This is a genomic window from Lysobacter sp. ISL-50 (assembly GCF_018612875.1).
Lineage (GTDB): Bacteria > Pseudomonadota > Gammaproteobacteria > Xanthomonadales > Xanthomonadaceae > Lysobacter.
Genome location: NZ_JAGGRI010000034.1, coordinates 37,983 through 62,648 on the forward strand (window position 1 = coordinate 37,983; position 24,666 = coordinate 62,648).

Here is a 24,666-nt window from a genome sequence, read left to right on the forward strand (position 1 = left end):
GCGAGGGGTGAGTTGAGAGGAGTGAGGAACGAGTCAGGGGTGGAAGCGGCTTTCGCTCGCTTCTTGCTGCTCTCGACTCATTCCTCAGAAATCCGGGTCCCAATCGACCGTCACGAGGTTGGCCTCGAAATCGACCGACAGCACGTACTGCGGAATCACGAACGGAATCATGCGCTCGCGCTCGTCGTCGCGGGCGACCAGCACGTCGTTGGCGCCGGTGGCGAACAGGTGCGAGACGGTGCCGAGCGAAACGCCTTCGGTGGTCGCCACGCGCAGGCCTTCCAGATCGACCCAGTAGTACTCGCCGTCCTTGGGCGGCGGCAGCACCGCGCGCGGGACGTAGATTTCGGTGCCGCGCATGGCTTCGACAGTGTCGCGGTCGGCGACATCGGGGAAGGTGGCGATCAGGAACTTGCCGCTCTGGCGGCCGCGCACGCCCGACAGCTCGCGCTCGCGGCCCTGCGGGTCGCGCACGATCCAGGGCTGGTAGCGGAAAATCGCCGCGCGCGGCTCGGTCCACGACTCGAGCTTGGCTTCGCCACGAATACCGAAGGCGCCAAGCACCCTGCCCAGCAGGATGCGGCGCGAATTATCGCTCATAGGTGCGATGGAAAGGCCGCGCGGCTCGCCCCGTCGGGAGCGGCGCGCGGCCCACCGGCTCAGGCGGCCGGGGCGGCCTTGACGGCCTGCTTGTACAGATCGGCGACCTTGTCGGTCAGCTGAGCGCCCTGGCCGACCCAGTGCTTGACGCGCTCGAGGTCGAGCTCGACGCGCTTCTCGGCGCCGGCGGCGACCGGGTTGTAGAAACCGACGCGCTCGATGTTGCGGCCGTCGCGGGCGCTGCGGCTGTCGGTGACGATGATGTGGTAGAACGGACGCTTCTTGGCGCCGCCGCGGGTCAGTCGAATCTTGACCATGGGGTCTTTTTCCTGTGTTGCCCAGCCGTCGGAATGACGGGGTAAGCCGAAAAGTTTAACCGATTCCGTGGCTTGAGCAAACCCGAGTGGGTTCGGGCGCCCGGCCGGGGGCCCTGCGGCGGCTCGGAAAGCTTGGTCTTGCCTGGATTTTGGGGGCCGAGGTCCCCTGGCTTGGCGCGGCTGGCCGGCCTCTCCGCCTGCTCGCTCCGGTACTTTTGCGGGTCTGCCCCGTTGTCTTTGCCGCCATCCGGCGCGGGTGGGAACTCCTGGCTTTGTCGAGGCATGGCGCTCAAGTCGCTGGATACCCACGTTCGCGGGGATGACGGCTTGAAGGGATTCCTCGGCTTGGAGGGATTCCTCGGCTTGGGGGATTCCTCCGGCTTGGGCGACTTACGCCGCGCAACCTGCCTACCGTCGTTCCCGCGCAGGCGGGAACCCAGGGCTCTATCGAGGCATGACTCTGAAGTCTCTGCATCCCCGCCTTCGCGGAGATGACGGCAGAGACAGAAGCCGAGACAAATCAAGGCGCGCGATACCGGCCCCAGAACGAAAAACGGCGGCCATCGGCCGCCGTTCGGATTCGCAGCGCCCGCGGCGCAATCAACGGAACGGCATGCCGCCGCGTCCGCCCATCATGCCCTTCATGCCGCGCATCAAGCCCTTCATGCCGCCGCCGGAGAGCTTGCTCATCATCTTCTCCATCTGCTGATACTGCTTCATCAGCTTGTTGACGTCGGCCGGGGTCAGGCCCGAACCCTTCGCGATGCGCGCGCGGCGCGAGCCGTTGAGCAGGCCCGGGTTGCGGCGCTCTTTCTTGGTCATCGAGTTGATGATCGCGACCATGCGCGGCACTTCCTTGCCGGTGACCTGATTCTTCACCGACTCGGGGATCTGGCCCATGCCCGGCAGCTTGTCCATGAGGCCGTGCAGGCCACCCATGTTCTGCATCTGCTCGAGCTGATCCTTCATGTCGTTGAGGTCGAACTTCTTGCCCTTGGCGACCTTCTCGGCGAGCTTTTGCGCCTTGTCCTTGTCGACCTGCTGCTCGACCTGCTCGACCAGCGACAACACGTCGCCCATGTCGAGGATGCGGCTGGCGACGCGATCGGGATGGAACACGTCCAGGCCGTCGGGCTTTTCGCCCACGCCGATGAACTTGATCGGACGGCCGGTGACGTAACGCACCGACAAGGCGGCGCCGCCGCGGGCGTCACCGTCGGTCTTGGTCAGCACCACGCCGGTCAGCGGCAGCGCTTCGCTGAAGGCCTTGGCGGTGGTCGCCGCGTCCTGGCCGGTCATCGAATCGACCACGAACAAGGTTTCCACCGGCGCAACCGCGGCATGCAGCGCCTTGATCTCGGCCATCATCGCTTCGTCGATGGCCAGGCGGCCGGCGGTATCGACCAGCAGCACATCGACGTAGGACTTCTTCGCGTCGGCGATCGCGGCGCGGACGATGTCCACCGGTTTTTGCGAGGCGTCGGAGGCGAAGAACAGTACATCGACCTGCTGCGCGAGCTGCTTGAGCTGCTCGATCGCGGCCGGACGGTAAACGTCGGCCGAGACCACCATCACCTTCTTCTTGCGCCGTTCCTTCAGGTGCTTGGCCAGCTTGCCGACCGTGGTGGTCTTGCCCGCACCCTGCAGGCCGGCGAGCAGGATCACCGCCGGCGCCGGCACGTTGAGATTCAGGTCGGCGGCCTGCGAGCCCATGACCGTGGTCAGCTCGTCGCGCACGACCTTGATCAGGGCCTGGCCCGGGGTCAGCGACTTGAGCACTTCCTGGCCGACCGCGCGCACCTTGATGCGTTCGATCAGCGCCTGCACCACCGGCAGCGCGACGTCGGCTTCGAGCAGGGCGATGCGCACTTCGCGCATCGACTCGCGGATGTTTTCCTCGGTCAGACGGCCGCGGCCGCGCAGGCGCTCGATGGTGCCGGAGAGGCGTTGGGTCAGTGATTCGAACATGGCGTGGTCGTGATCGCGGAACGACAGGGGCGGCAAGTATAGCTGGCGGGGCGAGGGGCGGATGGGAGGCAGTCAAAGGAGCGAGTTCAGAGGAGTGCATTCAGAGGAGTGAGTTGAGAGGAGTGAGCAAAAGCGGAAGCAAGGGCCGGACGCCCGCCTTTACTCACTCCTCTGAACTCACTCCTCATGCGACACTCCTGCGATGACAATCGTTCTCATCGCCGTCGTTCTCTACCTGACCGCGACCGGATTGCTGGTTTCGGCCGTGCGCCAGGACCGCGGCCGCAGCGCGCGGCTGTGGCTGGCACCGGCCAATCTGGCGGTGCTGCTGCACGGCGCCGCGCATTTCCTGGCCTGGCGCAACGCCGGCGGCGCCGACCTGCATTTCTTCGCGGCCTTGTCGCTGGTCGGGCTGGGGATGTCGGTGCTGACCGCGATCGTCGGCGCCTCCGGGCGCATGGCCGCGCTGGGCGTGCTGGTGTTTCCGCTGTCGGCGCTGATGCTGGTCGGCTACCAGATGTACGGCCACGTCCAGCACCCCGAGCCGCTGGACTGGCGCCTGCAGTTGCACGCCTGGATGGCGCTGCTGGCCTACGCCACCTTGGCGGTCGCGGCCTTGTTCGCGCTGATGCTGTGGGTGCAGGAAGGCGCGCTGCGCCGGCGCGAGTTCCACGGCTGGCTGCGCGCGCTGCCGCCGCTGGTGGAGCTGGAAAGCCTGTTGTTCCGCACCATCGCGGTCGGCTTCGTCCTGCTGACCGCGACCTTGCTGACCGGCGTGCTGTTCGTGGAGAACCTGCTGGCCCAGCACCTGATGCACAAGACCGTGCTCAGCGTGCTGTCGTGGCTGGCCTTCGGCGGCCTGCTGCTGGGCCGCTGGCGCTACGGCTGGCGCGGGGTGGTCGCGGTGCGCTGGACCCTGGGCGCGATGGCTTTGCTGATCCTGGCCTTCTTCGGCAGCAAGTTCGTGCTGGAAGTGATCCTCAAACGGGTCTGACGAAGCCCTGGTCCGCGGCTATCCGATCGCCGCCCTGCGCGACAAGCGCTCGACGTGGGCGGCGATCCACTTCAGCACCGCGATCCGCATCGCCTGTCACCTGTACCAGGGCAGCGCCGGGGTGGCCTCGATCGTGCCGATGGCCCTGGCCTACGCCTGGCTGTAGGCGCGCACCGGTCGGCTTTGGCCGCTAGTGCTGGCGTATGCCCTTCTCGACCCCGAGCCTTGTCCGTGGCCGGCTGAACGGGTGCCAGCGCGCTCGCGATCTACACGGATTCCACACCTCTCTGGCACTTGCCTGAACAGGCCCTTGCCAGATCAATATTTGCCTTGACAACTATTGCGCGGGCGCAGATTATTCCGCGCCATGACGACCTCGACCCCCAACCAGCCTTGCTCCACGTCCAACCTCGGCCTGCTGTTCCGCCAGGTGCGCGACGCCATGTGGGCGCAGATGGAACGCGAGCTGGCGCAGGCCGGCCACGATCTGACCTTCAGCCAGTTCATCACCCTCAAGGAGCTGGCGATCGGCACCGCCGGGGTGACCGAACTGGCGCGCGCGGCCCAGCTCAATCCCGGCGCCATGACCCGCCTGCTCGACAAGCTGGAAAGCCGCGGATTCGTCATGCGCGTGGCCGATCCCGACGATCGCCGCGCGCTCAACATCCACCTGACCGAAGCCGGTACGGCGATCTGGGAAGACATCGACCAGTGCGGAAAGCGCGTGCGCGAGCGCGCCATGGCCGGCCTCAGCGATTCCGATCGCGACCAGTTGTACCGCTTGCTCGAACAGGTTCGCGACAACCTCACTCTCTCCGGTTCCTGAGCCATGTCACGTCTCGACACTCGCCCGCGCCGCGGGCTGCTTTACGTGCTTACTCCCCTGGCCGCCGCGCTGATCCTCGCCGGTTGCGCCAGCACCCACGGCCTGCAGCCCGCCGGCCACGCGCTCGACGCCGACAGCCTGCAAGCCAAGCGCAGCCTCGCCGACGTGTCGGCGGCGCAATTCCCCAAGCGCGACTGGTGGACGGCGCTGGGCGACGCGCAACTCAGCGGTTTGATCGATGAAGCCCTGGCCGGCACGCCGAGCCTGGACGCCGCCGATGCGCGCGTGCGCCAAGCCATCGCCCAGGCCGGCCTCGCCGACGCCGCGCGCAAGCCCACCGTCGGCGGCGACGCGCAGTACTCCGGCGTGGAACTGCCCGAGACGCTGGCGCCGGAACCGATCGGCGGCAAGTACCTCGGCGCGCACGTGCTGATGCTGCAATTCAAGTACAGCCCGGACCTGTGGGGCGGCAAGCGCGCCCGCTGGCAGGCCGCGCTGGGCCAGGCGCGCGCCGCCGAAGTCGAAGCGCAGGCCGCTCGCCTGACCTTGTCTTCGAACATCGCCCGCGCCTATGTGTCGCTGGCGCAGTCCTTCGAAGCGCAGGACGTGGCCACTTCGGAGAAGCAACGCTCCGAGCGCCTGCTCGGCCTGGGCCAGCAGCGCGTCAAGGCCGGCCTGGACAACCAGTTGCAGATCCGCAACGCGCAGAGCGCGAGCGCCAGCGCCGACCAGCAGATCCAGGCGGCGCAGCAGCAGATCGACGCCGCTCGCAACGCGCTGGCCGCGCTGCTCGGCAAGGGCCCGGATCGCGGCCTGGATATCGCCCGCCCGACCCTGCTCGCGGCCAAGCCGCCGGCGGTGCCGGCGGTATTGCCGAGCGAACTGCTGGGCCATCGTCCCGACGTGGTCGCCGCGCGCTGGCGCGTGGAAGCCAGTTCGCACGGCATCAAGGCGGCCAAGGCCGACTTCTATCCGACCGTGAACCTCAGCGCGATCGTCGGCCTGGGCAGCGGCCATCTGTCGGATCTGTTCTCCAGCGACGCCAAGCTGCTGCAAGGCGGCCCGGCGATCAGCATGCCGATCTTCGACGGCGGCCGTCTGCGCAATCAACTGGCGCAAAGCGACGCCGAGTACGACCTCGCCGTCGCCAACTACAACCAGAATCTGGTCGGCGCGCTGCGCGAAGTCGCCGACGCGTTGCAGGCCTCGCGTTCGCTCGACGGCCAGCTGGTGTCGGCGCAGCAGGCGCGCGATGCCGCGCAGCAGGCCTGGCAGATCGCCAGCACCCGGTATCGCGCCGGCCTGGGCACGCAGCTCGATGTGCTGTCGGCGCAGCGTCCGCTGCTGCAACTCGATCAGCAGCTCGCCGGCCTGCGCGCGCAGCGCCTGGCCACGCAGATCGACCTGGATCGCGCGCTCGGCGGCGGACTCGAACTGACTTCGCCCGACCCGGTCGCGTCCACGGTTCCCAACGAATCTTCCAATAGCAACGTTATCGCCAAGGCCCCCACGCCATGACTACTGAAGTCAATCCCCAAGCCGCCACGGCCGCCGCCGCGCCGGCGCCGAAGAACAATCGCCGCAAGGCCTTGTTGATCCTGCTGACCGTGGTGGTGGTCGCCGCGGTCGCATGGACCGCGTATTACCTGCTGGTGCTGCGCTGGCACCAGGACACCGACGATGCCTACGTGCAGGGCAACGTCGTCAACATCACCCCGCAAGTCCAGGGCACCGTGGTCAGCATCGGCGCCGACGACGGCATGAAGGTCAGCGCCGGGCAAGTGCTGGTGCAACTCGATCCCAACGATGCGCAGGTCGCCTACGATCAGGCCACGGCGAATCTGGCCAACACCGTGCGTCAGGTGCGCGGCTTGTTCAGCGCGGTGGATGCCGGCCAGGCCGACCTGTCGGCGCGCGAAGTCGCGGTGCAGAAGGCCCGCGCCGACGTGAAGCGCCGCGAGGGACTGGTCGCCGGCGGCGCGGTCTCGGCGGAAGAACTGGCGCATGCGCGCGATGAACTGGCCTCGGCCGAAGCGGCGATGTCGTCCTCGCGCGGCGCGTTGGCCCGCAATCGCGCCCTGGTCGATGCGACCACCGTCGCCAAGCAACCGCAAGTTGCCGCGGCCGCCGCGCAGTTGCGTCAGGCGTACTTGAATCTGCAGCGCTCGGCGATCCTCGCGCCGGTCAGCGGCTACATCGGCAAGCGCAACGTGCAACTCGGCCAGCGCGTGCAGCCGGGCACCGCGCTGATGACGATCATTCCGCTGGATCAGGTCTGGGTCGAAGCCAACTTCAAGGAAACCCAACTGGCCAAGATGCATATCGGCCAGCCGGTGGAACTGCATTCGGATCTATACGGCTCCGAGGTGAGCTACCAGGGCAAGTTGGTCAGCCTCGGCCTGGGCACTGGCAGCGCGTTCTCGCTGTTGCCGGCGCAGAACGCCAGCGGCAACTGGATCAAGATCATCCAGCGCGTGCCGGTGCGCATCGAGATCGAACCCAGGCAGCTCGCCGATCATCCGCTGCGCCTGGGCCTGAGCATGCACGTCGATGTCGCCATCCGCGATCAGAACGGCGCCGTGCTCGCCGGCGCGCCGCCGGCCAAGGGCGTGCTGAGCACCGATGCCTACGCCAAGCAGTTGCACGATGCCGACGCGATGATCGAGAAGATCGTTCGCGAGAATTTGCCGGGCCTGCAGCACGGTTGATCGCCGCGGGTCGGAGCGGTTTTTTGTGGGAGCGAGTTTGGTGGGAGGGGCTTCAGCCCCGACGCCTTTCGCTCCGACATCGCGATCTGACCGAAAAGCATCGGGGCTGAAGCCCCTCCTACAAAAGCCAAGCTTCACCTGCAAACCCGCTTGAAAGTTTCGCCCCGCAGCAAAGACGAAGCGCCTCCCCCACGTCGTTCTTCTTCTGTCGTTCGCAAAGCATCGTTTCGAAGCCGGCGCGCCATGCGCGCTGCCTCGACCTCCCCCGACGACGCCACGCGAGCTCCGAAGCCGTCATTCCGGCCAAGGCCGGAATGACGGACCCAGGAAGGCCTCACCTCCGCTCTTGGTCCCGCGCCCGCGCGCGGCCCACCCGAACCGACAGGCAGATCCATGTCCGCCACCACCGCCAACGCCGGAGCCGCGCCCGCCGCCCCCGGGGCATTCCGGCCGCCGAATATCGCGCTGACGACGCTGGGCCTCGCCCTCGCCTCGTTCATGCAGGTGCTCGACACCACCATCGCCAACGTCTCGCTGCCGACCATCTCCGGCAACCTCGGCGGCAGCAGCAGCCAGGCGACCTGGGTCATCACCTCGTTCGCGGTCAGCAACGCCATCGCCCTGCCCTTGACCGGCTTCTTCACGCGCAAGTTCGGCGAACGCAAATTGTTCATGTGGGCGACGATGCTGTTCGTGATCGCCTCCTTCCTGTGCGGCCTGGCCAACAGCATGGGCCTGCTGGTCGCCGCGCGCGCGCTGCAGGGCTTCGTCGCCGGGCCGATGTATCCGGTCACCCAGGCGCTGCTGATCTCGATCTATCCACCGCACAAACGCGGGCAAGCCATCGCCTTGCTGGCGATGGTCACCGTGGTCGCGCCGATCGCAGGGCCGATCCTGGGCGGCTGGATCACCGACAACTACAGCTGGGAATGGATTTTCTTCATCAACATTCCCATCGGCATCTTCGCCAGCCTGGTGGTGGCCAATCAGCTGCGCGGCCGGCCGGAGCGGCTGGAAAACCCGAAGATGGACTACATGGGCCTGGCGATGCTGGTGATCGGCGTGGCCGCGCTGCAGATCATGCTCGACCTGGGCAACGACGAGGACTGGTTCAACTCGACCAAGATCGTAGTGCTGACCGTGGTCGCCGTGATCGCGCTGGCGGTGTTCGTGATCTGGGAACTGACCGAACGCGATCCGATCGTCAACCTGCGCCTGTTCCGCCATCGCAACTTCGCCAGCGGCACCTTGGCGATGGTGCTGGCCTACTCGGCGTTCTTCTCGATCAGCCTGCTGGTGCCGCTGTGGCTGCAGCGCAACCTGGGCTACACCTCGATCTGGGCGGGTCTGGCGACCGCGCCGATCGGCATCCTGCCGGTGTTGCTGACGCCGTTCGTGGGCCTGTACGCCGCGCGCTTCGACTTGCGCATGGTCGCCAGCGCGGCCTTCATCGTCATGGCCTTCACCAGCTTCGTGCGCTCGGGTTTCAATCTCGACGTGGATTTCCAGCACGTCGCCCTGGTGCAGTTGTGGCAAGGCCTGGGCGTGGCGCTGTTCTTCATGCCGGTGCTGACCATCCTGCTGTCGGACCTGGAGCCGCATGAGATCGCGGCGGGCTCGGGCCTGGCGACGTTCGTGCGAACGCTCGGCGGCAGCTTCGCCGCGTCGTTGACGACCTGGGCCTGGAGCCAGCGCAGCACCATCCACCACGCGCAGTTGACCGAGCATATCGGCGCCTACGATCCGGCGATCCAGCAGACCGTCAACACGCTCGGCAACGGCGACGCCACCCGCGGCGCGCTGGTGCTCAATCAGATGATTTCGCAGCAGGCCGCGCAGATCGGCTTCAACGAGATGCTGCATCTGATCGGCATCCTGTTCCTGGTGGTGACGGTATTCGTCTGGTTCGCCAAGCCGCCGTTCAGCGCCAAGGCCGCGGGCGGTGCGGCGGCTGGCGGGCACTGATGTATCGAGGGTGGAGGCGGCGCTAGCCGCGGTCTTTGGCTTGCGTCGTGGCATCGGCGCTCCTGCCCCTTCAGGCCTGCCTGTTGCAGGTTCGACCTGGACCACGGCGCCGCCCCGTCGGCGCACGACGGTTTCCGCTTCGCCACGTATTGACCGGCGCCTTCCGCGCTTCGCATGATGCTCGCGCCCCGCTTCGGGGCGACCGGGGAATACATCGTGAGAAAGGAATCGAACAAGCTCGGCATGTATGCATTGGCGGCCGTGGTCTTCGGCTTTGCGTTCTCGTTCGGCGCCAGCGCCGGCGACGCTGCTGCGACCTGTGAGCGCACCTGCGAGATCGAATACGCCGAATGCATGCAGGTGGTCGGCGATGAAGCCGGCTGTGGGGCGACTTATCGGGCTTGCGTTCGCAGTTGCGATTGCGCGGTGCTTTGAGGCGATCCACGCTGCGGGCCGTGGTCCGTAGCGCGGTTGCTGAGCGAAGAGCATCGGGCCTGAAAGGCCCTCCCATAAGAGACTTCGGGCCGTCGAGGTCTTTTGTGGGAGGGCCTTTCAGGCCCGATGCTTTTCGCCAAGACACTACATCACCCACCAGCGCTCAAGCCGAAACCTCCGCACGCCGCGGCGCGCTTTGCTCGGGCAAGGCCTCGCACGCCGTCGCCGCGCACTTGAGCACGAAACGCCGCCGCGCCTCGTGGTAGCTGCGATCGCTGCCGAAGAAATTGCGGTACATGTGCGCCAACTCCTCCGCGCCGTAACTCTCCAGCGGCTTGCGGCGCTCGTCGGCGGCGCGGCGGCGGCGCTTGCCGGCCAGGGCCTTGCGCACGCTGACCGGATCGGCCGCGCGTTCGGCGCGTTGCTCGACGTGCGCGACGAAATCCGCCGCGCTGGCGCCGAACGCGGCGTCGATCAAGCCGATGCGCTCGGCGCCGGCCGCGCCGATCGGGCGCAGGCCTTCGGTGAGTTCCTGCGCCAAGGTCTCGCCGACCCGGCGCGGCAGCAGATAGGTCCAGTACTCCGATCCGTACAAGCCGCCCATGCTCTTGTAATGCGGATTCATCACCGCGCCGCGCCGCGCCCACACCTGATCGGCGGCCAGCGCCAGGATCACTCCGCCCGCGCCGGCATTGCCCCGCATCGCCGAGATCACCAGGTGCGAATCGGTCAGCACGATCTCGCGCACCAACGCATTCATGGCCAGGATGTTGCGCCACGATTCCAGCGCCGGATCGGACGCGGCCTGAATGGTGTTGAGGTGGATGCCGTTGGACCAGATGTCGCTGCCGCCCATCAGCACGATGGCCCGCGTCGGCCGCTGCCGCGCCTGCAAAAATGCGGTGCGCAGGCGATCGCACTGAGCGGTGGACATGGCGCCGTTGTAGAAATCGAAATGCAGATAACCGACCGCGCCGGCTTCGCGATAACGGATCTGCCGGTAGGCGTGATCGCGCCGCCCGGCCACCGAGGTCGCCGGCCGCAGCGGCCGCTGCGCCACTTCGCGCAAGCGCTTCTCGCCCAGCACCAGGGTCGCCGGCAGCTTGATCCCGTCCTTCTCGCGCAGATGGCTCAGCCACAGCGCGCCGTCGCGCGTGCCGATGCAGATCGCGCCTTCGCGCCGGCCCAGCAACTCGCCCGGACGCCCGCGCAGGGACGGTTCCTCATGCGCGCCGAACACATGGCAGCGCACGCCGGCAATTTCGCCGCGCGCGCCGGGAAAACTGTCGCCGCTGCGGATGCGCGCGAGCAGGCTGGCGTTGTCCATCTCCCAGTCCAGGCTGCGATCGGCCGCGCGCATGCTCGCGCGCAGGCGGCCGCGCACGTTCGCCGCGGCGTAGTCCAGCGGTTGCGGCGCGTAGCCGCCGGTTTCGAAACGCTCCACCGCCTGCAACAACGCTCGGCTGGCCGCGTCGGTGACTTCGTGCCGGTACAGCTGGCTCTTGGACGCGCCGCGCATGGCGAAGCCGGCGCTGGCCCAGATGTCGCCGGCGTCCATCTCGGCCGCGGCCTGCAGCACGGTGACGCCCCAGTCGTGCTCGCCTTCCAGGATCGCCCAGTCCAGCGAGGACGGGCCGCGATCGCCGACGATGCCCGGATGCACGATCAGGCAGGTGTGGCGGCGCCACACGTCTTCCGGAATCGCCGTCTTGAGCATCGGCGCGACGATCAGCTGCGGCCGCTCGCGGGCGACGGCGGCGCGCATCGTGTCGGGATCGGATGCGATCTGTACGGATACCTGATGGCCCAGGTCGGTCAACTCGGCCCAGGCGCGCTGCGCCAGTCCGTTGTATGCAGTGCACAGGAACAAAATCCGCAGCGACATCGCACGCTCCTTCGTCACGACGAAGGATCGAATGTGTGCCAACACGTATTCATAAACATGAGCGGAGATCACAAATTCCTGCTGCACCGCAACGGGGTTTCGATTTTTCGACGGGTATCGCTGTTCCTTGCACGCGCCGTCGGAAGGCGCCGATTTCGTGTCCGTTGACTGGCGGGTATTGCGTTGTCAGAAGCCGTCGCGCGCACGCCGCGGCGACGGCCGCCCTGGCCGCGCGCCTGCGTCGAATGCGCTCGCCGCCGATGCCGCGCATCGGCGGCGGCGCGGCGCGTGGCCATCGCGCTCATGCCGAGCGTTGTCGATACCGACCAAGGAGAAGTCGATGTTCAAGCGCAAAAACAACCGGATGCTGGCGATGTGCGCGTTCTGTTTCGGCGTGGCGTTTTCGCTCAGCGCGTTCGCCGCCACCTGCGAGGAGTGCTGGCAAAGCTGCTTCGCCCAACGCGTGGCCTGCCGCGCCGCCGGCACGCCGGCCTCGGTGTGCCTGATCAACTACAACGCTTGCGGCCGCGCCTGCGGCTGCCAGATTCCCTGAGGCGGACACGGCGGGGAGCGCGCGCTCCCCGCTTCGCCGGCCCGGGTGACGCGCAACGTCGTGCGGCGGCGCAACGAATTCGCCGCGATCCGCGCAGCACCGACGCACGCCGCGCCGATGTGCGTGCCGTCGCGAACCGCGCCGCCGCGCAGCGCACGCAAATTCCGTAACGCCGGTCACATCGGCCGCCATCCGCGGCCGTGGCGAGGCACTTCGGCGGTGTTATAACCCTAGCGCTCATCGATCGGCGCGTGCGGCCGCGGTCGATCCGCACCCACTCTCGACGCGAGCGATCGCGGACGACACACCGACGACCTATCTGAGGACAAGGAATGAACTTCAAGTCGATCCTGACCACCCTTGCGGTGATTGCGCTGGCGCTGGGCCTGGGCGTCGGCGCAGGTTATCTGGTCCGCCACAGCGGCCTGATGGGTGGCGGCGGAGGTGGCGGCGGCGTGGAGGTGACCCAGGGCGATTACTCGGCGATCTACGCCAAGACCGGCGGCGACGTGGTCGTCTACACCTTGTCCACCTGCCCGTTCTGCCAGCAGGCCAAGGCGTTGCTGGCGAAGCAGAACGTCAGCTTCGTCGAGCGCGTGATCGACAAGGACGAAGTCGCGCGCAAGGAAGCCGACGGCCTCAAGATCAACAGCGTGCCGGTGATCTTCATCGGCGACAGCAGCATGCGCGGCTACAACGAAGCCAAGCTCGTCGAGCTGCTCAATACCCACGGCAAGGCCAAGGCCAAGCCGGCGGCCTGATCGGGCCGCTTCGGTACTGAGCGGACAAGCCTGCGGCCTGGTCGGGCTGCCTGGGTACTCCAGCGGATCGGCGGGCGGCGATTAGCGGCCCGCCGCGGCCCTTTGATTTGTTCGATGCGTTCAACGTGCTCGCGCTGCTGCCTGCGCTGCGGCGCTTCGCGGCGTGCGCCGTCGCGACACCGCCGCCGCTTGGCCACGCCGGCTCAACCCACCCATACCTGCAACGCCAGCGCCGCGACCGCGCCGAGCGCGGTTCCGCCGATCACTTCCGGCCGCGTATGCCGCGCCATGCGCACGCGCGCCCAACCCAGCAGCGGCAGCAACACTGCGCCGGCCAGCGCCCACGACGGCGACAACGCGCTCAGCGATACCGCCGCGAACGTCAGACTGGCCATGTGCAGCGACAACTTGATCCAGCGATTGCACAACGCCGCCACGACCAGCATCGCCGCGACCGCGACGATGCCCGGCGCCAACGCGGCGGCGCGCTCGCGCATCCACCACCAACAGATCGCCAGAACCAACAACAGCACCGCATAGAGCAACGGCCGCTCGCTGCGATGCGAAGCGTCCACCGTGCCCCAGCGCCCGGATCGGCGCCGCTGGATCACGAACAACCACGTCACCACGATCGCCGCGGCCACGCCGATCAGCGCATGCACCGATGCCTGCGGCGCGAGCAACTGCACCGTCCGCAACGTCAGCAGCGCGAACACCGCGAACGGATGCAGGACAACCGACACCGCACGTGCGAGGCGATACCCGCCGCGTTCCGGCCGCGCCACCTGGCCGGCGTCCGCGGCGGCACCCGGACCCGGACCCGAGCCCGGTTCTCGATCGAATCCGCCCTTCACGCCAACCGGCGCCGCGGCTTCGCCTGTCCCATCCGGCGCGTCGGCCCGCATAGGCTTGGACGAATCGCCGCGCTCGCCGCCGCTCACGCCGCGTCCAGCGCCTCGGACAGCCGCTCGACCGCGATCACTTCCATCTCGCCGATCCGGCCGCCGCGCGGGGCGTTGCCCTTGGGCACGATGGCGCGCTTGAAGCCGTGCGTCGCGGCTTCCTTCAAACGGTCTTCGCCGTTGGGCACCGGGCGAATCTCGCCGGACAGGCCGACCTCGCCGAAGGCGACGGTCTGCTCGGCCAGCGGCTGATCGCGCAACGACGACAGCACCGCCAGCAGCAGCGGCAGATCGACCGCGGTTTCCTGCACGCGGATGCCGCCAACCACGTTGACGAACACGTCCTGGTCGCCGACCACGATGCCGCCGTGGCGGTGCAGCACGGCCAGCAGCATCGCCAGGCGGTTCTGTTCCATGCCGACCGCGACCCGGCGCGGGTTGGACAGCGGCGAGGCATCGACCAGCGCCTGCACTTCCACCAGCAGCGGCCGGGTGCCTTCGCGCGTCACCATCACGCAGCTGCCCGGCTGCGGGCTGCGGCTGCCGGAAAGGAAGATCGCGGACGGATTGGGCACCTCGCGCAGGCCTTTGTCGCTCATCGCGAACACGCCGAGCTCGTTGACCGCGCCGAAGCGGTTCTTGAACGCGCGCAACACGCGGAAGCGGCTGCCGCTCTCGCCTTCGAAATACAGCACCGCATCGACCATGTGCTCGAGCACGCGCGGGCCGGCGATGCCGCCTTCCTTGGTGACGTGGCCGACCAGGAACACCGCGGTGCCGGTCTCCTTGGCGTAACGCACCAGACGCGCGGCGCTTTCGCGCACCTGGCTGACCGAACCGGGCGCGGCGGCGAGTTGCTCCGTCCACAGGGTCTGCACCGAGTCGGCGACGATCAGCGCCGGTTTCATCTTTGATGCGTGTTCGAGAATGCGCTCGACCCCGGTCTCGGCCAGCGCGTGCACGCCGTCCAGCGGCAAGCCCAGGCGCGAGGCGCGGCCGGCGACCTGCGACAGCGATTCCTCGCCGGTGACGTACAGGCCCGGCAGGGTCTGGGCCATGCGCGTGATCGCTTGCAGCAGCAAGGTCGATTTGCCGATGCCCGGATCGCCGCCGACCAGCACCACCGCGCCATGCACCAGACCGCCGCCGAGCACCCGGTCGAACTCGCCGATACCGGTGCTGACCCGCGATTCCTCGCTGTGGCTGACGTCCTTGAGCGCGGTGACCGCGGGCGCGTCGGCGCGGCCGGCCCAACTGCTGCGGCGGCTGGCGGCGACCCCGCCCGCGCCGGCCTTGGCCGCCGGCTCGACCACGAATTCGCTGAGCGTGTTCCAGGCGCCGCATTCGCCGCACTGGCCCTGCCACTTGCTGTAGTCGGCGCCGCACTCGGAACACACGTAGGCGGTGCGGGCCTTGGAGGCGGCGGATTTGGCGGGCGGTTTGGAAAGATTCGACACGGCGGGCGGCACTGCGATGGAGCGGAACCGCACTGTAGCGGCTGCCGGTCGCATCGTGCGAGACGTGGCGGCGCTGTCGCGGCAAAGTCCTACATCGCGCCGTGCGGCGCTGGCGGTTCGGCAGGCACCGCGTAAGCCGCGACCGCGAAACACGCCTGCGGTGCAGGCCGAGATCGCCATCGCGGCTTACGCCGCGCCTGCCGCCGGACCGGGGCCCGGCCATGCCGGCGCCAGTTTGCAAGAGGCCGGCTGGACCGGATTAACGGGATGGCCGGCGTTTACCCCGGCCGACGGATTCATCCGCGCGGTGGCCTCAGGCCGCCATCGGCCGGTTCGGCCGGTGCTGCTCGGGATAGATCGCATACAGATGCTGCTGCGGCCGCGCCAGCAAGCCGCCGACATCGTTGGCCGCGACGATGCTGTAGCCGCGCGCATCGATATCGTTCGCGATCGCGTGCCAGTCCAGCTTCGGCATGGCCATCGCGGTATCGATGGTCCAGCCGAACCGCAATCCGCCCAGCGCCTTCATCTCGTCCAGGGGCAGCCAACTGTCTGAAGGCGCCACCACGAACCCCTCGTCCTCGCCCACCACGAATACGTCTACGCGCATTTTCGTCACTGCCTTTGCTGTTGATCCGCAAGCCGGCGCATGGTGTCGATCGGCCCGATAAAAAATAGTGAAAAAGGAATGGCGAATTGGTGAAGACGCCGCCGACGCGTAGTTTGGGTTCACGTTCTATGCACGGCGATAACAAGCGCCGGGTTACGCAAAGTTTGTATGAAGGTGGTCGCATCGGCTGCGATCAGGGAAGCGGGCGGCGGGCGCCCCGGCGGCACACTTCGGTGGCGCCGGACAGGATCGAAACCGGCTTTCCCGGCGGCGCGGTGCGCGACGCGCCCGAGTCGTGCGAAATCTCAGATGCGAAGGAACCAAGCCATCGAACCGCATCCGTGTCGCAACGTAGCCGTAGGGACGATACGGGGCGTGGGTTCGAATGGCTGGTTCAGACGCGGCTAGCCCATGATCGTGCAGGCGCAGAGGCCGTTCACGATAAGCCTGAACTCCGTGCCGCATCCTGGCGCAGCCGAGAATGTCGGCGCGTGCGGCAAAGTTTTCGGCATAGGAACCCAATCCCTGAGTCAAACCACTGCGCATCCACTTCGGCTTGAATTAACGCTCAGCCCTCGGCAAGCGCGCTGACCATGACGTATTACCCATCCGGATCGCGAAGCGCGAATTCCTGCGTCCCGGTGCTGGGATTCAAGTGCGGCTCTTCTTCCAGCCTGGAGGCGAGCGACCGCGCCCTGATCAGCGCCTGCTCGAAATCATCCACGCGGAAAAACAGGATGAGCCCGTTACCGGGTTCGGCGCGCTCGGGATCGGCCAAGGGCGGGTGTTCGTGATCGCCCCATCGATGCAGGCAGATCAACACCGTCCCGTCCGTGTCCAGGATCTGCCCGAAGTAATCGTGCGCCGGAGCGGTGAGCGCCTGGCCAAACAGCGACTGATACCAGCCGAAACTGCGAGCGACATCGGCGACGCCGATGATGGTCCACGTGCGTTTCATGGTTCCTCCTCGGTTTCACATCTGTGAACTGTCAGAGACAACGCCAGCCGACGCCGGTTTCAGGCTAGTACCGGCGCCGTTAGCAACCCGTACAACGCCGCTTTTCCTCACGGAATTCATCCGTGCAAATCGGACCGGCGACACGTGCCGGCCGATCCGTGCGCCGATCTCAGCGCCGCACGACGGGCGAACTGATCTGGTAGTCGGGCTTTGGTACGCCGGCAAACCTTGAGGGTTCGGCTTAAAGAAAAAGCCCCGCGAGTGGCGGGGCTTTCTTTTTCCGGGAAGGTGCCGGCCGTTGGATTGGTGGCCGGGCGATTGTTTTCTTCTCGGATTTACGTGGTGCCGGAAATAGGAATCGAACCTACGACCTACGCATTACGAATGCGCCGCTCTACCAACTGAGCTATTCCGGCGAAGGACCGCAATTCTAGGCGGCTGCCCCCCGGGCGGTCAATTCAGACTTGTCCTGGGTCGCGGCGGCGACCTCCCGCAGCGCCGCGCAGCTGCGATCCGCGCCGTCCGCACATGCCCGCCGCGCCGGCTTGCAAGGCCCGCGATCCGCCCGGCGCGCAGCGTGACGGCGATATCATCCGCCTCATGCCCCCCATCCTCGCCGCCTGCGCCGATGCGCTGATCTTCGTTCTCCTGTCCTGGGGGCTGTGGCGCCTGCTCGGCCGCTCGGTGCCGCTGGCGGTGCTGCCGATCGTGATCGGGCTGGTGCTGGCCGCCAGCGGCTGGCTGCCGCCGGGGTTGGGCGTGCCGTCGGCGATCGGCGACAAGCTCGGCTGGGTCGGCGTGCTGGCGCTGGCGTTCAGCGCGGGGCTGGAGACGCGGCAGAGCCACTACCGGCCTCAGCCGGAGGCCGAGGCAACGCCGGTGCCGTCTTTGCCGGCCGCGGGGCCGGTGCGGGCGCGACGGTCGGTCTCGCGCTTCGCCCTCAGCGCCGGGTTGGCCCTGGTACTGCCGTTCGCGGTGGGCACCCTCGCCGCCTACGGCTATTTCAATCAATTACCCGGCTGGACCGCGCCGCGCGGCGACGGCTGGCTGGGCGCGGTCGCGATCGGGCTGTGCGTGGCGGTCAGCGCGCTGCCGGTGCTGATCGGGATCGTGCGCGAGCTCGGGCCGCTGCATCGGCCGCTGACCCAGGTCGCGCTGGCGATCGCGGTGGTGGACGACGCGGTGCTGTGGATCGGGCTGGCGGTGCTGCTGTTCCTCGCGGAAGGCACCGGCCTGAGCGGCTGGGGCGGGCTGGATGCCTTGGCGGTGGCGGCCATGATCGCGCTGGCGACGCTGGGCGCGTGGCTGCATCGCCGCTATCCGTCGCCGCCGCGCACGGCGGTGTGGCTGGCGCTGCCGCTGTATCTGGCCGCCGGCGCGTGGGCGAGTTCGCAACTGGGCCTGCACGCCTTGTTGGGCGCGTACTTCGCCGGCGCGGTGCTGGCGCCGAGCTGGGCGCGGCGATTGCCGCTGGAACGACTGGGCGGCTACGCGCTGATCGGCCTGGCGCCGCTGTTCTTCGGCCACAGCGGTCTGCGCATCGATGGCGAGGTGCTGGGCTGGGCCTCGCTGCAAGCGGCGCTGGCGCTGCTGCTGGTGTCGGTCGCGGCCAAGCTGGCGGCGTTGCTGATGTGTCCGCCGATCGCGCGCCTGCCGCGGCGCGAGGCCCTGGCCGTCGGCGCGCTGCTGCAGTGCAAGGGGCTGATGGAAATCGTCGCGGCGACGATCCTGCGCGACAAAGGCCTGCTGTCGGAACACGCCTTCGCCGCGCTGGTGACGCTGGCGGTGCTATCGACGGTGCTGACCGGCCCGCTGTTCCGCTGGATGCTGCGCGGCCGCGCCGCTACGGCGCAGGCGCGCTACGAATACGTGTGAAGTCGCATCGGCGGGGCTTGGCCCGGCCGACGCGCGAAAGCCTCAGCCGACCAGTTGCAGGCGCAGTTCTTTCGGCAGCGCGAATACCATGTTTTCCGGCTCGCCGTCGAGTTCGGCGACGTGCTGCGCGCCGAGTTCGCGCAGGCGCTCGATCACGCCGCGCACCAGCACTTCCGGCGCCGACGCGCCGGCGGTGACGCCGATGCGCTTGCGTCCCACCACCCACTGCGGATCGATTTCGACCGCGCCGTCGATCAGGTAGGCCTGCACGCCTTCGCGCTCGGACAACTCGCGCAGGCGGTTGGAGTTGGAACTGTTGATCGAGCCGACCACCAGGACCAGATCGCACTTCGCCGCCAGTTCGCGCACGGCGTCCTGGCGATTTTGCGTGGCGTAGCAGATGTCGTCGTGACGCGGGCCCTGGATCGCCGGGTACTTGCCGCGCAGCGCCTCGATCACGCTGCGGGTGTCGTCCACGGACAAGGTGGTCTGCGTGGTGTAGGCGAGGTTTTCCGGCTGATCGACCTGCAGGCGCGCGACGTCATCCGCGTCCTCGACCAGGTAGATCCGGCCCAGGCCGGCTTCGCGCCGCCACTGGCCCATGGTGCCTTCGACTTCCGGATGGCCGGCGTGGCCGATCAGGATCACGTCGCGGCCGGCGCGGCAGTGGCGCGAGACTTCCAGGTGCACCTTGGTGACCAGCGGACAGGTCGCGTCGAACACCTTGAGCTGGCGCCGTTCGGCTTCTTCGCGCACGGCCTTGGACACGCCGTGGGCGCTGAAGATCACGGTCGCGCCGTCGGGGACTTCGTCGAGCTCTTCCACGAAGATCGCGCCGCGATGCTTGAGATCATCGACGACGAAACGGTTGTGCACGACTTCGTGGCGCACGTAGATAGGCGCGCCGAGGGTTTCGATGGCGCGCTTGACGATTTCGATCGCGCGATCGACGCCGGCGCAGAAGCCGCGGGGGTTGGCTAGCAGGACGTCCATGAGGCCATTGTACTCCTGTCGCGGACGGGCGGCAGCGGGCAGAAACGGGCAGACAGGAGCGAAAAATGAGCAACAGCCAAGCTTTCGCTCACTTTTCGCTCCTCTTCACTCACTCGCGCGCTCAGGCCTTGCCCTCGCCCGCCCGGCGCTTGGCGTCGGTGCGGCTCGGGAACAGGCCGTAGATGGCGATGCCGATCGCGCCGGCGACGATCGCCGAGTCGGCGATATTGAACGAAGGCCAGTGGTAATCGCCCACGTACCACTGGATGAAGTCGACCACGTGGCCGTGCAGCATGCGGTCGATCACGTTGCCGATCGCGCCGCCGATCACCAGGGCGAACGGCAACGCCGATTTCCAGTCGCTGCGCTCGGTCCGCGCCAGCCAGCGCGCCAGCAAGCCGCTGATCGCCACCGCCAGGACCATGAAGAAATATTTCTGCCAGCCGCCGGCGTCGCTGAGGAAGCTGAAGGCCGCGCCGGTGTTGTAGCTGCGATACCAGTTCCAGAAGCCGTCGATCACCGGCACCGGCGTGTACTCGGGCAGCGACGCCAGCACCCAGGCCTTGCTGAGCTGGTCGAGCACGATCACCACGACCGAGACGATCAGCCATACGAGCGCGTTCTTGCCGGGTTTGCTTGCGGTATCGGTCATCGGGCCTGGATCTGCGAAGAAAAGAATGGAACCGGAATGCGCGCGGCCTCGAAGCCGCGCGCGGGTGCGCGCAACTCAGAACCAGCGACGGTCCTCGCCCTCGCCCGCGACATTGCTCACGCAACGGCCGCACAGGTCCGGATGCTGCTCGTCCACGCCGACATCGGCGCGGTGATGCCAGCAGCGCACGCACTTGGTCTTGCCGGTGCGCGTGGCGAGCACGGCGATGTCCTTGATGTCGTCGTCGGCGATCACGTCCACGTCGCCGCTGATGAACAGGAAGCGCAGCTCATCGGCCAGCGGCGCCAGCCAGTTCTGATCGGCGACGCCGCAGCGCAGCGAGATCTCCGCTTCCAGCGCGGCGCCGATCTGGCCGGCGGCGCGCATCGGCTCCAGGGTCTTGGCGACGCTGTCGCGCAGGGCGAGCAGGCGCTTGAAGTCTTCGTCGGACAACACCGCATCGGCCGGCAGCAAGGCCAGGCCGTCGTACCAGGTGGTGAACAGCACGTTGTCTTCGCGCGGGCCGTGCTCGGTGTTGGCCGGCAGGTGACGCCACATTTCGTCGGCGGTGAACGCCAGGATCGGCGCGATCCAGCGCACGAAGCCTTCCGCGATGCGGTACATCGCGCTCTGCGCCGAACGCCGGCCGCGCGAGTTTTCCTGCATCGTGTACAGGCGGTCCTTGGTCACGTCCAGGTACAGCGAACCCAGATCGACGCTGCAGAAATTCGACAGCGCCTGCACGATTTCGGCGAAGTCGTAACGCTCGTAGGCCGAGGCGATACGGTCCTGCAGCTCGGCGGCGCGATGCACGATCCAGCGGTCCAGCGCGACCATGTCGTCCAGGCCGACCAGATCGCGGGTGGGATCGAACCCGCTCAGGTTGCCAAGCAGGAAGCGCGCGGTGTTGCGGATGCGGCGATAGACGTCGGCGTTCTGCTTGAGGATCTTGTCGGAGACCGTCATCTCGTTGCGGAACTCGGTCGATGCGACCCACAGGCGCAGCACGTCCGCGCCCAGGGTGTCGGTGACCTTCTCCGGCGCGAGCGCGTTGAACATCGACTTGGACATCTTCTTGCCGTGCTCGTCCACGGTGAAGCCGTGGGTCAGCACCTGCCGGTACGGCGCCGCGCCGTCCATCGCCACGCCGCTGAGCAGCGCGCTGTGGAACCAGCCGCGATGCTGGTCGGAACCTTCCAGGTACAGATCGGCCGGCTTGCGCAGACCGTCCTGCGGACGCTGCGCGAGCACGCACTCGTGGCTGGTGCCCGAGTCGAACCAGACATCAAGAATGTCGTTGACCTTCTCGTAGTTGCCGGCCTCATCGCCCAGCAGTTGCTCGGCGGTCATCGCGTACCAGGCGTCGGCGCCTTCGCGTTCGACCGCGTCGGCGACCTGGCGCATGATCTCGACCGTGCGCGGATGCGGCTGGCCGCTTTCGCGATCGAAGAACAGCGCGATCGGCACGCCCCAGTAGCGCTGGCGCGAGATCGTCCAGTCCGGACGGCCCTCGATCATGTTGTAGATGCGCGCCTCGCCCCAGCCCGGCACCCACGACACGCCGCCGATCGCGTCGAGCGCGTCGCGGCGCAGCCCGGCCTGATCCATCGAGATGAACCATTGCGGCGTGGCGCGGAACACCACCGGCGTCTTGTGGCGCCAGCAGTGCGGGTAGCTGTGCTTGAGCCGGCCCGACGCCAACAGCACGTCGTGCGCCTTGAGCACTTCGAGGATGATCGGATCGACCTTGAAGATGTGCACGCCGGCCAGCGCATGCTGATCGGCCGGCGGCGTCGACGGCAGGTACAGGCCGCGCCCATCGACCGGATTGAACTGCGCCGGCGTGTAGTGATCGAGCAGGCCGTACTTCAGTGCGACCGCATAGTCTTCCTGGCCGTGGCCGGGCGCGTTATGGACGATGCCGGTGCCGTCTTCGGCCGACACGTAGCTGTCCACCAGCACCGGCAGTTCGCGCTCGGCGTAGAACGGATGCTGCAGGCGCTGGCCTTCGAGCTCGACGCCGCGCGCGCGGCCGTGCACGACCACGTCTTCGATGCCGTAGCGCTTGAGCGCCTTGGCCGCGAGCGCTTCGGCCAGCACCAGCAGGCGGCGGCCGCCGTCGGCGCGCTGCGGGCCGTCTACCAGCACGTAGTCGAGCTCGGGGCCGACGGTGACCGACAGGCTGGCCGGCAGCGTCCACGGCGTGGTGGTCCAGATCGGCACCGCGATCAGGGTGTCGTCGTCGATCGCCGCGCCGAACACCGCCGCGAGCGAGCGCGCGTGCTTGGCGACATAGCCCACGTCGATCTGGGTGGATTCCTTGTCCTGATATTCGATCTCCGCCTCGGCCAGCGCCGAGCCGCAGTCGAAGCACCAGTGCACCGGCTTGGAGCCGCGCAGCAGATGGCCGCGTTCGACGATCTTCGCCAGCGAACGCATGATGTCCGCCTCGTAGCGGAAATCCATGGTGCGATACGGGTTGTCCCAATCGCCGGTCACGCCCAGGCGCTTGAAGCCGCGGCGTTGCAAGTCGATCTGGGTGGTGGCGTATTCGCGGCACTTGGCGCGGAAAGCGGCGGCGTCGAGCTTGTCGCCGACCTTGCCGAATTCCTTCTCGACCTTGTGCTCGATCGGCAGGCCGTGGCAATCCCAGCCCGGCACGTAGGGCGCGTCGAAGCCGGCCAGCAGCTTGGACTTGACCACGATGTCCTTGAGCACCTTGTTGACCGCGTGGCCGACGTGGATCTCGCCGTTCGCGTACGGCGGGCCGTCGTGCAGGACGAAGCTGCGCTCGCGGCCGCCGGTTTTCGCGCGAATTCGCTGATACAGACCTTCGCTCTCCCAGCGCGCCAGGGTTTCCGGCTCGCGCTTGGGCAGATCGCCGCGCATCGGGAAGTCGGTCGCCGGCAGCAGCAAGGTGGCCTTGTACGGATTGCCGGGGGCGGATTGGCTCGGGTCGTTGGTCACAGCGGGTCTCAGGCAGTTTTCTCGGCCGCGCTTGCGGCTTGAGCTGGCGACGTAGACGCACGTCGAGGGTCGTGTTGCGAAACAGGCGATGCGTACGGCGGCCGGCGCTGCGCATCGAGTTGCAGCAGCTCGCGCGCCTGGGCGGCGTCGCGGTGCATCTGCGTGGTCAGCGAGGCCAGGTCGGGGAACTTGAGCTCGGCGCGCAGGTGGGCGACGAATTCGACCTCGATCCTGCGACCGTACAGGTCGCCGTCGAAATCGAACAGATGCGCTTCCAGCAGCGGCTCCACCCCGGCCACGGTCGGCCGCGTGCCCAGGCTCGACACCGACGGCCAGGGCTGGTCCCCGACGCCGTGCACCCAGGTGGCGTAGATGCCGGACAAGGCCGGCGTCTTGCCGCCGAAGCGCAGGTTGGCGGTTGGAAAGCCCAGGGTGCGGCCGAGCTGCTTGCCGTGCACGACATGCCCGCCGATCGCATAAGGGCGGCCGAGCAGCCGCGCCGCGGCGGTGAAATCGCCGGCCAGGATGGTTTCGCGAATGCGGGTGCTGGACACGCGCTCGCCGTCCAGGTGCACGGGTTCGATTTCGTGCGCGCTGAAGCCGGCGCTTTCGCCCATCCGCCGCAGCAGCGCGATATCGCCGCCGCGCGCCTTGCCGAAACGGAACTCCGGGCCGACCCAGACTTCGCGCGCGGCCAATCGCCGGACCAGCACGCGCTCGACGAATTCTTCCGCGCTCAGGCCGCTCAGCCGCTTGTTGAACCGCAGCAGGCCGACCTGATCGGCGTCCAGCGCCAACAGCCCCTCGGCCTTGGCGCGCGGCAACAGCAGCCGCGGCGGCGGCGCGCCGGGGGCGAAGAATTCACGCGGCAACGGCTCGAAACTCAGCGCGACCGCGGGCAAGCCCAGCGCGCGCGCGCGCGAAACCGTGTGGCGCACCAGCGCGCGATGCCCGAGATGCAGGCCATCGAAGGCGCCGATACATACCACACTGCCGTGCGGGCAACGCGGCCCGCTATCGACGTCACGAAACAGCCTGCTCATCAAGATTCTGGCGTGGGAGCCCGGGCTGACCCGGGACATGCTCGGAGGATTGGGGGCGAGAAATGAGTTCAGAGGAGTGAGGAGTGAGTAAAAGCCCAGCTTTTCTCGTTTCTCACCCCTCTGAACTCACTGCTAGCCCTGAAGTATAGCCGCCGCCCGCAAGTCTCAACGGCACCGGCAACGGTCAATCGCCGACG

At 67.7% G+C, this 24,666-nt stretch carries 21 protein-coding genes and 1 tRNA gene; 9 read left to right on the forward strand and 13 right to left on the reverse strand.

Annotation, left to right across the window (positions count from 1 at the left end; translation table 11 throughout):
• Positions 1-84: 84 nt before the first annotated feature.
• The 3 genes from rimM to ffh all read right to left on the reverse strand — a co-directional run bounded on the left by rimM (position 85) and on the right by ffh (position 2,885).
• Positions 85-600, reverse strand: coding sequence for a ribosome maturation factor RimM (rimM, locus tag J7J50_RS18505; RefSeq protein ID WP_215056878.1), 516 nt, complete (start codon positions 598-600; stop codon positions 85-87).
• Positions 601-659: 59 nt separating this feature from the next.
• Positions 660-917 (reverse strand): 30S ribosomal protein S16, encoded by a 258-nt coding sequence (gene rpsP / locus J7J50_RS18510; protein WP_057943483.1) that lies wholly within the window; start codon positions 915-917, stop codon positions 660-662.
• A gap of 600 nt (positions 918-1,517) precedes the next feature.
• Positions 1,518-2,885: a signal recognition particle protein gene (ffh, locus tag J7J50_RS18515; RefSeq protein ID WP_215056879.1), complete on the reverse strand. Its 1,368-nt coding sequence runs from the start codon at positions 2,883-2,885 to the stop codon at positions 1,518-1,520.
• 202 nt (positions 2,886-3,087) lie between these two features.
• On the opposite strand from ffh, the gene ccsA reads away from it, so the two are divergent.
• From ccsA to J7J50_RS18545, 6 genes are all read left to right on the forward strand, one after another.
• Complete coding sequence (gene ccsA / locus J7J50_RS18520; RefSeq protein WP_215056880.1) at positions 3,088-3,879, forward strand: cytochrome c biogenesis protein CcsA; 792 nt, start codon at positions 3,088-3,090, stop codon at positions 3,877-3,879.
• A 367-nt stretch (positions 3,880-4,246) separates the two neighbouring features.
• Positions 4,247-4,705 carry a MarR family transcriptional regulator gene (locus tag J7J50_RS18525; protein ID WP_215056881.1) on the forward strand — a complete coding sequence of 153 codons (459 nt, stop codon included), beginning with the start codon at positions 4,247-4,249 and terminating at the stop codon, positions 4,703-4,705.
• Positions 4,706-4,708: 3 nt separating this feature from the next.
• Positions 4,709-6,223 carry an efflux transporter outer membrane subunit gene (locus tag J7J50_RS18530; RefSeq protein WP_215056882.1) on the forward strand — a complete coding sequence of 505 codons (1,515 nt, stop codon included), beginning with the start codon at positions 4,709-4,711 and terminating at the stop codon, positions 6,221-6,223.
• Positions 6,220-7,413: an efflux RND transporter periplasmic adaptor subunit gene (locus J7J50_RS18535; protein ID WP_215056883.1), complete on the forward strand. Its 1,194-nt coding sequence runs from the start codon at positions 6,220-6,222 to the stop codon at positions 7,411-7,413. The genes J7J50_RS18530 and J7J50_RS18535 overlap by 4 nt, the downstream gene beginning before the upstream one ends.
• A 393-nt stretch (positions 7,414-7,806) precedes the next feature.
• Entirely contained in the window at positions 7,807-9,378 is a 1,572-nt protein-coding gene (locus J7J50_RS18540) for a DHA2 family efflux MFS transporter permease subunit (RefSeq protein WP_215056884.1), read from the forward strand.
• Between the two features lie 174 nt (positions 9,379-9,552).
• Positions 9,553-9,813, forward strand: a complete 261-nt coding sequence (locus tag J7J50_RS18545; protein WP_215056885.1) for a hypothetical protein — start codon at positions 9,553-9,555, stop codon at positions 9,811-9,813.
• Between the two features lie 163 nt (positions 9,814-9,976).
• Here J7J50_RS18545 and J7J50_RS18550 read toward each other — a convergent pair whose 3' ends face one another.
• On the reverse strand, positions 9,977-11,698 hold the full coding sequence (locus J7J50_RS18550; protein WP_215056886.1) for a hydrogenase maturation protein: 1,722 nt from the start codon (positions 11,696-11,698) through the stop codon (positions 9,977-9,979).
• Positions 11,699-12,038: 340 nt separating this feature from the next.
• On the opposite strand from J7J50_RS18550, the gene J7J50_RS18555 reads away from it, so the two are divergent.
• Both J7J50_RS18555 and J7J50_RS18560 read left to right on the forward strand, forming a co-directional pair.
• Positions 12,039-12,251, forward strand: a complete 213-nt coding sequence (locus tag J7J50_RS18555) for a hypothetical protein (RefSeq protein ID WP_215056887.1) — start codon at positions 12,039-12,041, stop codon at positions 12,249-12,251.
• 332 nt (positions 12,252-12,583) lie between these two features.
• Entirely contained in the window at positions 12,584-13,012 is a 429-nt protein-coding gene (locus J7J50_RS18560; RefSeq protein ID WP_215056888.1) for a glutaredoxin family protein, read from the forward strand.
• Between the two features lie 203 nt (positions 13,013-13,215).
• Here J7J50_RS18560 and J7J50_RS18565 read toward each other — a convergent pair whose 3' ends face one another.
• The 5 genes from J7J50_RS18565 to J7J50_RS18585 form a co-directional block, all read right to left on the reverse strand.
• On the reverse strand, positions 13,216-13,755 hold the full coding sequence (locus tag J7J50_RS18565; protein ID WP_215056889.1) for a hypothetical protein: 540 nt from the start codon (positions 13,753-13,755) through the stop codon (positions 13,216-13,218).
• Positions 13,756-13,949: 194 nt separating this feature from the next.
• Positions 13,950-15,371, reverse strand: coding sequence for a DNA repair protein RadA (gene radA, locus J7J50_RS18570; protein WP_343222543.1), 1,422 nt, complete (start codon positions 15,369-15,371; stop codon positions 13,950-13,952).
• A gap of 313 nt (positions 15,372-15,684) precedes the next feature.
• Positions 15,685-15,981 (reverse strand): hypothetical protein, encoded by a 297-nt coding sequence (locus J7J50_RS18575; protein WP_215056891.1) that lies wholly within the window; start codon positions 15,979-15,981, stop codon positions 15,685-15,687.
• A gap of 601 nt (positions 15,982-16,582) precedes the next feature.
• The gene (locus tag J7J50_RS18580; protein ID WP_215056892.1) at positions 16,583-16,939 is read right to left on the reverse strand and encodes a VOC family protein; all 357 of its coding nucleotides are present in this window, start codon (positions 16,937-16,939) and stop codon (positions 16,583-16,585) included.
• 340 nt (positions 16,940-17,279) lie between these two features.
• Positions 17,280-17,355, reverse strand: a tRNA-Thr gene (locus J7J50_RS18585).
• A 184-nt stretch (positions 17,356-17,539) separates the two neighbouring features.
• On the opposite strand from J7J50_RS18585, the gene J7J50_RS18590 reads away from it, so the two are divergent.
• Entirely contained in the window at positions 17,540-18,814 is a 1,275-nt protein-coding gene (locus tag J7J50_RS18590; RefSeq protein ID WP_215056893.1) for a cation:proton antiporter, read from the forward strand.
• 42 nt (positions 18,815-18,856) lie between these two features.
• Here J7J50_RS18590 and ispH read toward each other — a convergent pair whose 3' ends face one another.
• The 4 genes from ispH to J7J50_RS18610 all read right to left on the reverse strand — a co-directional run bounded on the left by ispH (position 18,857) and on the right by J7J50_RS18610 (position 24,469).
• On the reverse strand, positions 18,857-19,807 hold the full coding sequence (ispH, locus tag J7J50_RS18595) for a 4-hydroxy-3-methylbut-2-enyl diphosphate reductase (protein ID WP_215056894.1): 951 nt from the start codon (positions 19,805-19,807) through the stop codon (positions 18,857-18,859).
• 121 nt (positions 19,808-19,928) lie between these two features.
• Positions 19,929-20,459: a signal peptidase II gene (gene lspA, locus J7J50_RS18600; RefSeq protein WP_215056895.1), complete on the reverse strand. Its 531-nt coding sequence runs from the start codon at positions 20,457-20,459 to the stop codon at positions 19,929-19,931.
• A 75-nt stretch (positions 20,460-20,534) separates the two neighbouring features.
• Positions 20,535-23,348, reverse strand: coding sequence for an isoleucine--tRNA ligase (gene ileS / locus J7J50_RS18605; protein ID WP_215056911.1), 2,814 nt, complete (start codon positions 23,346-23,348; stop codon positions 20,535-20,537).
• 86 nt (positions 23,349-23,434) lie between these two features.
• Positions 23,435-24,469, reverse strand: a complete 1,035-nt coding sequence (locus J7J50_RS18610; protein WP_215056896.1) for a bifunctional riboflavin kinase/FAD synthetase — start codon at positions 24,467-24,469, stop codon at positions 23,435-23,437.
• Positions 24,470-24,666 lie beyond the last annotated feature (197 nt).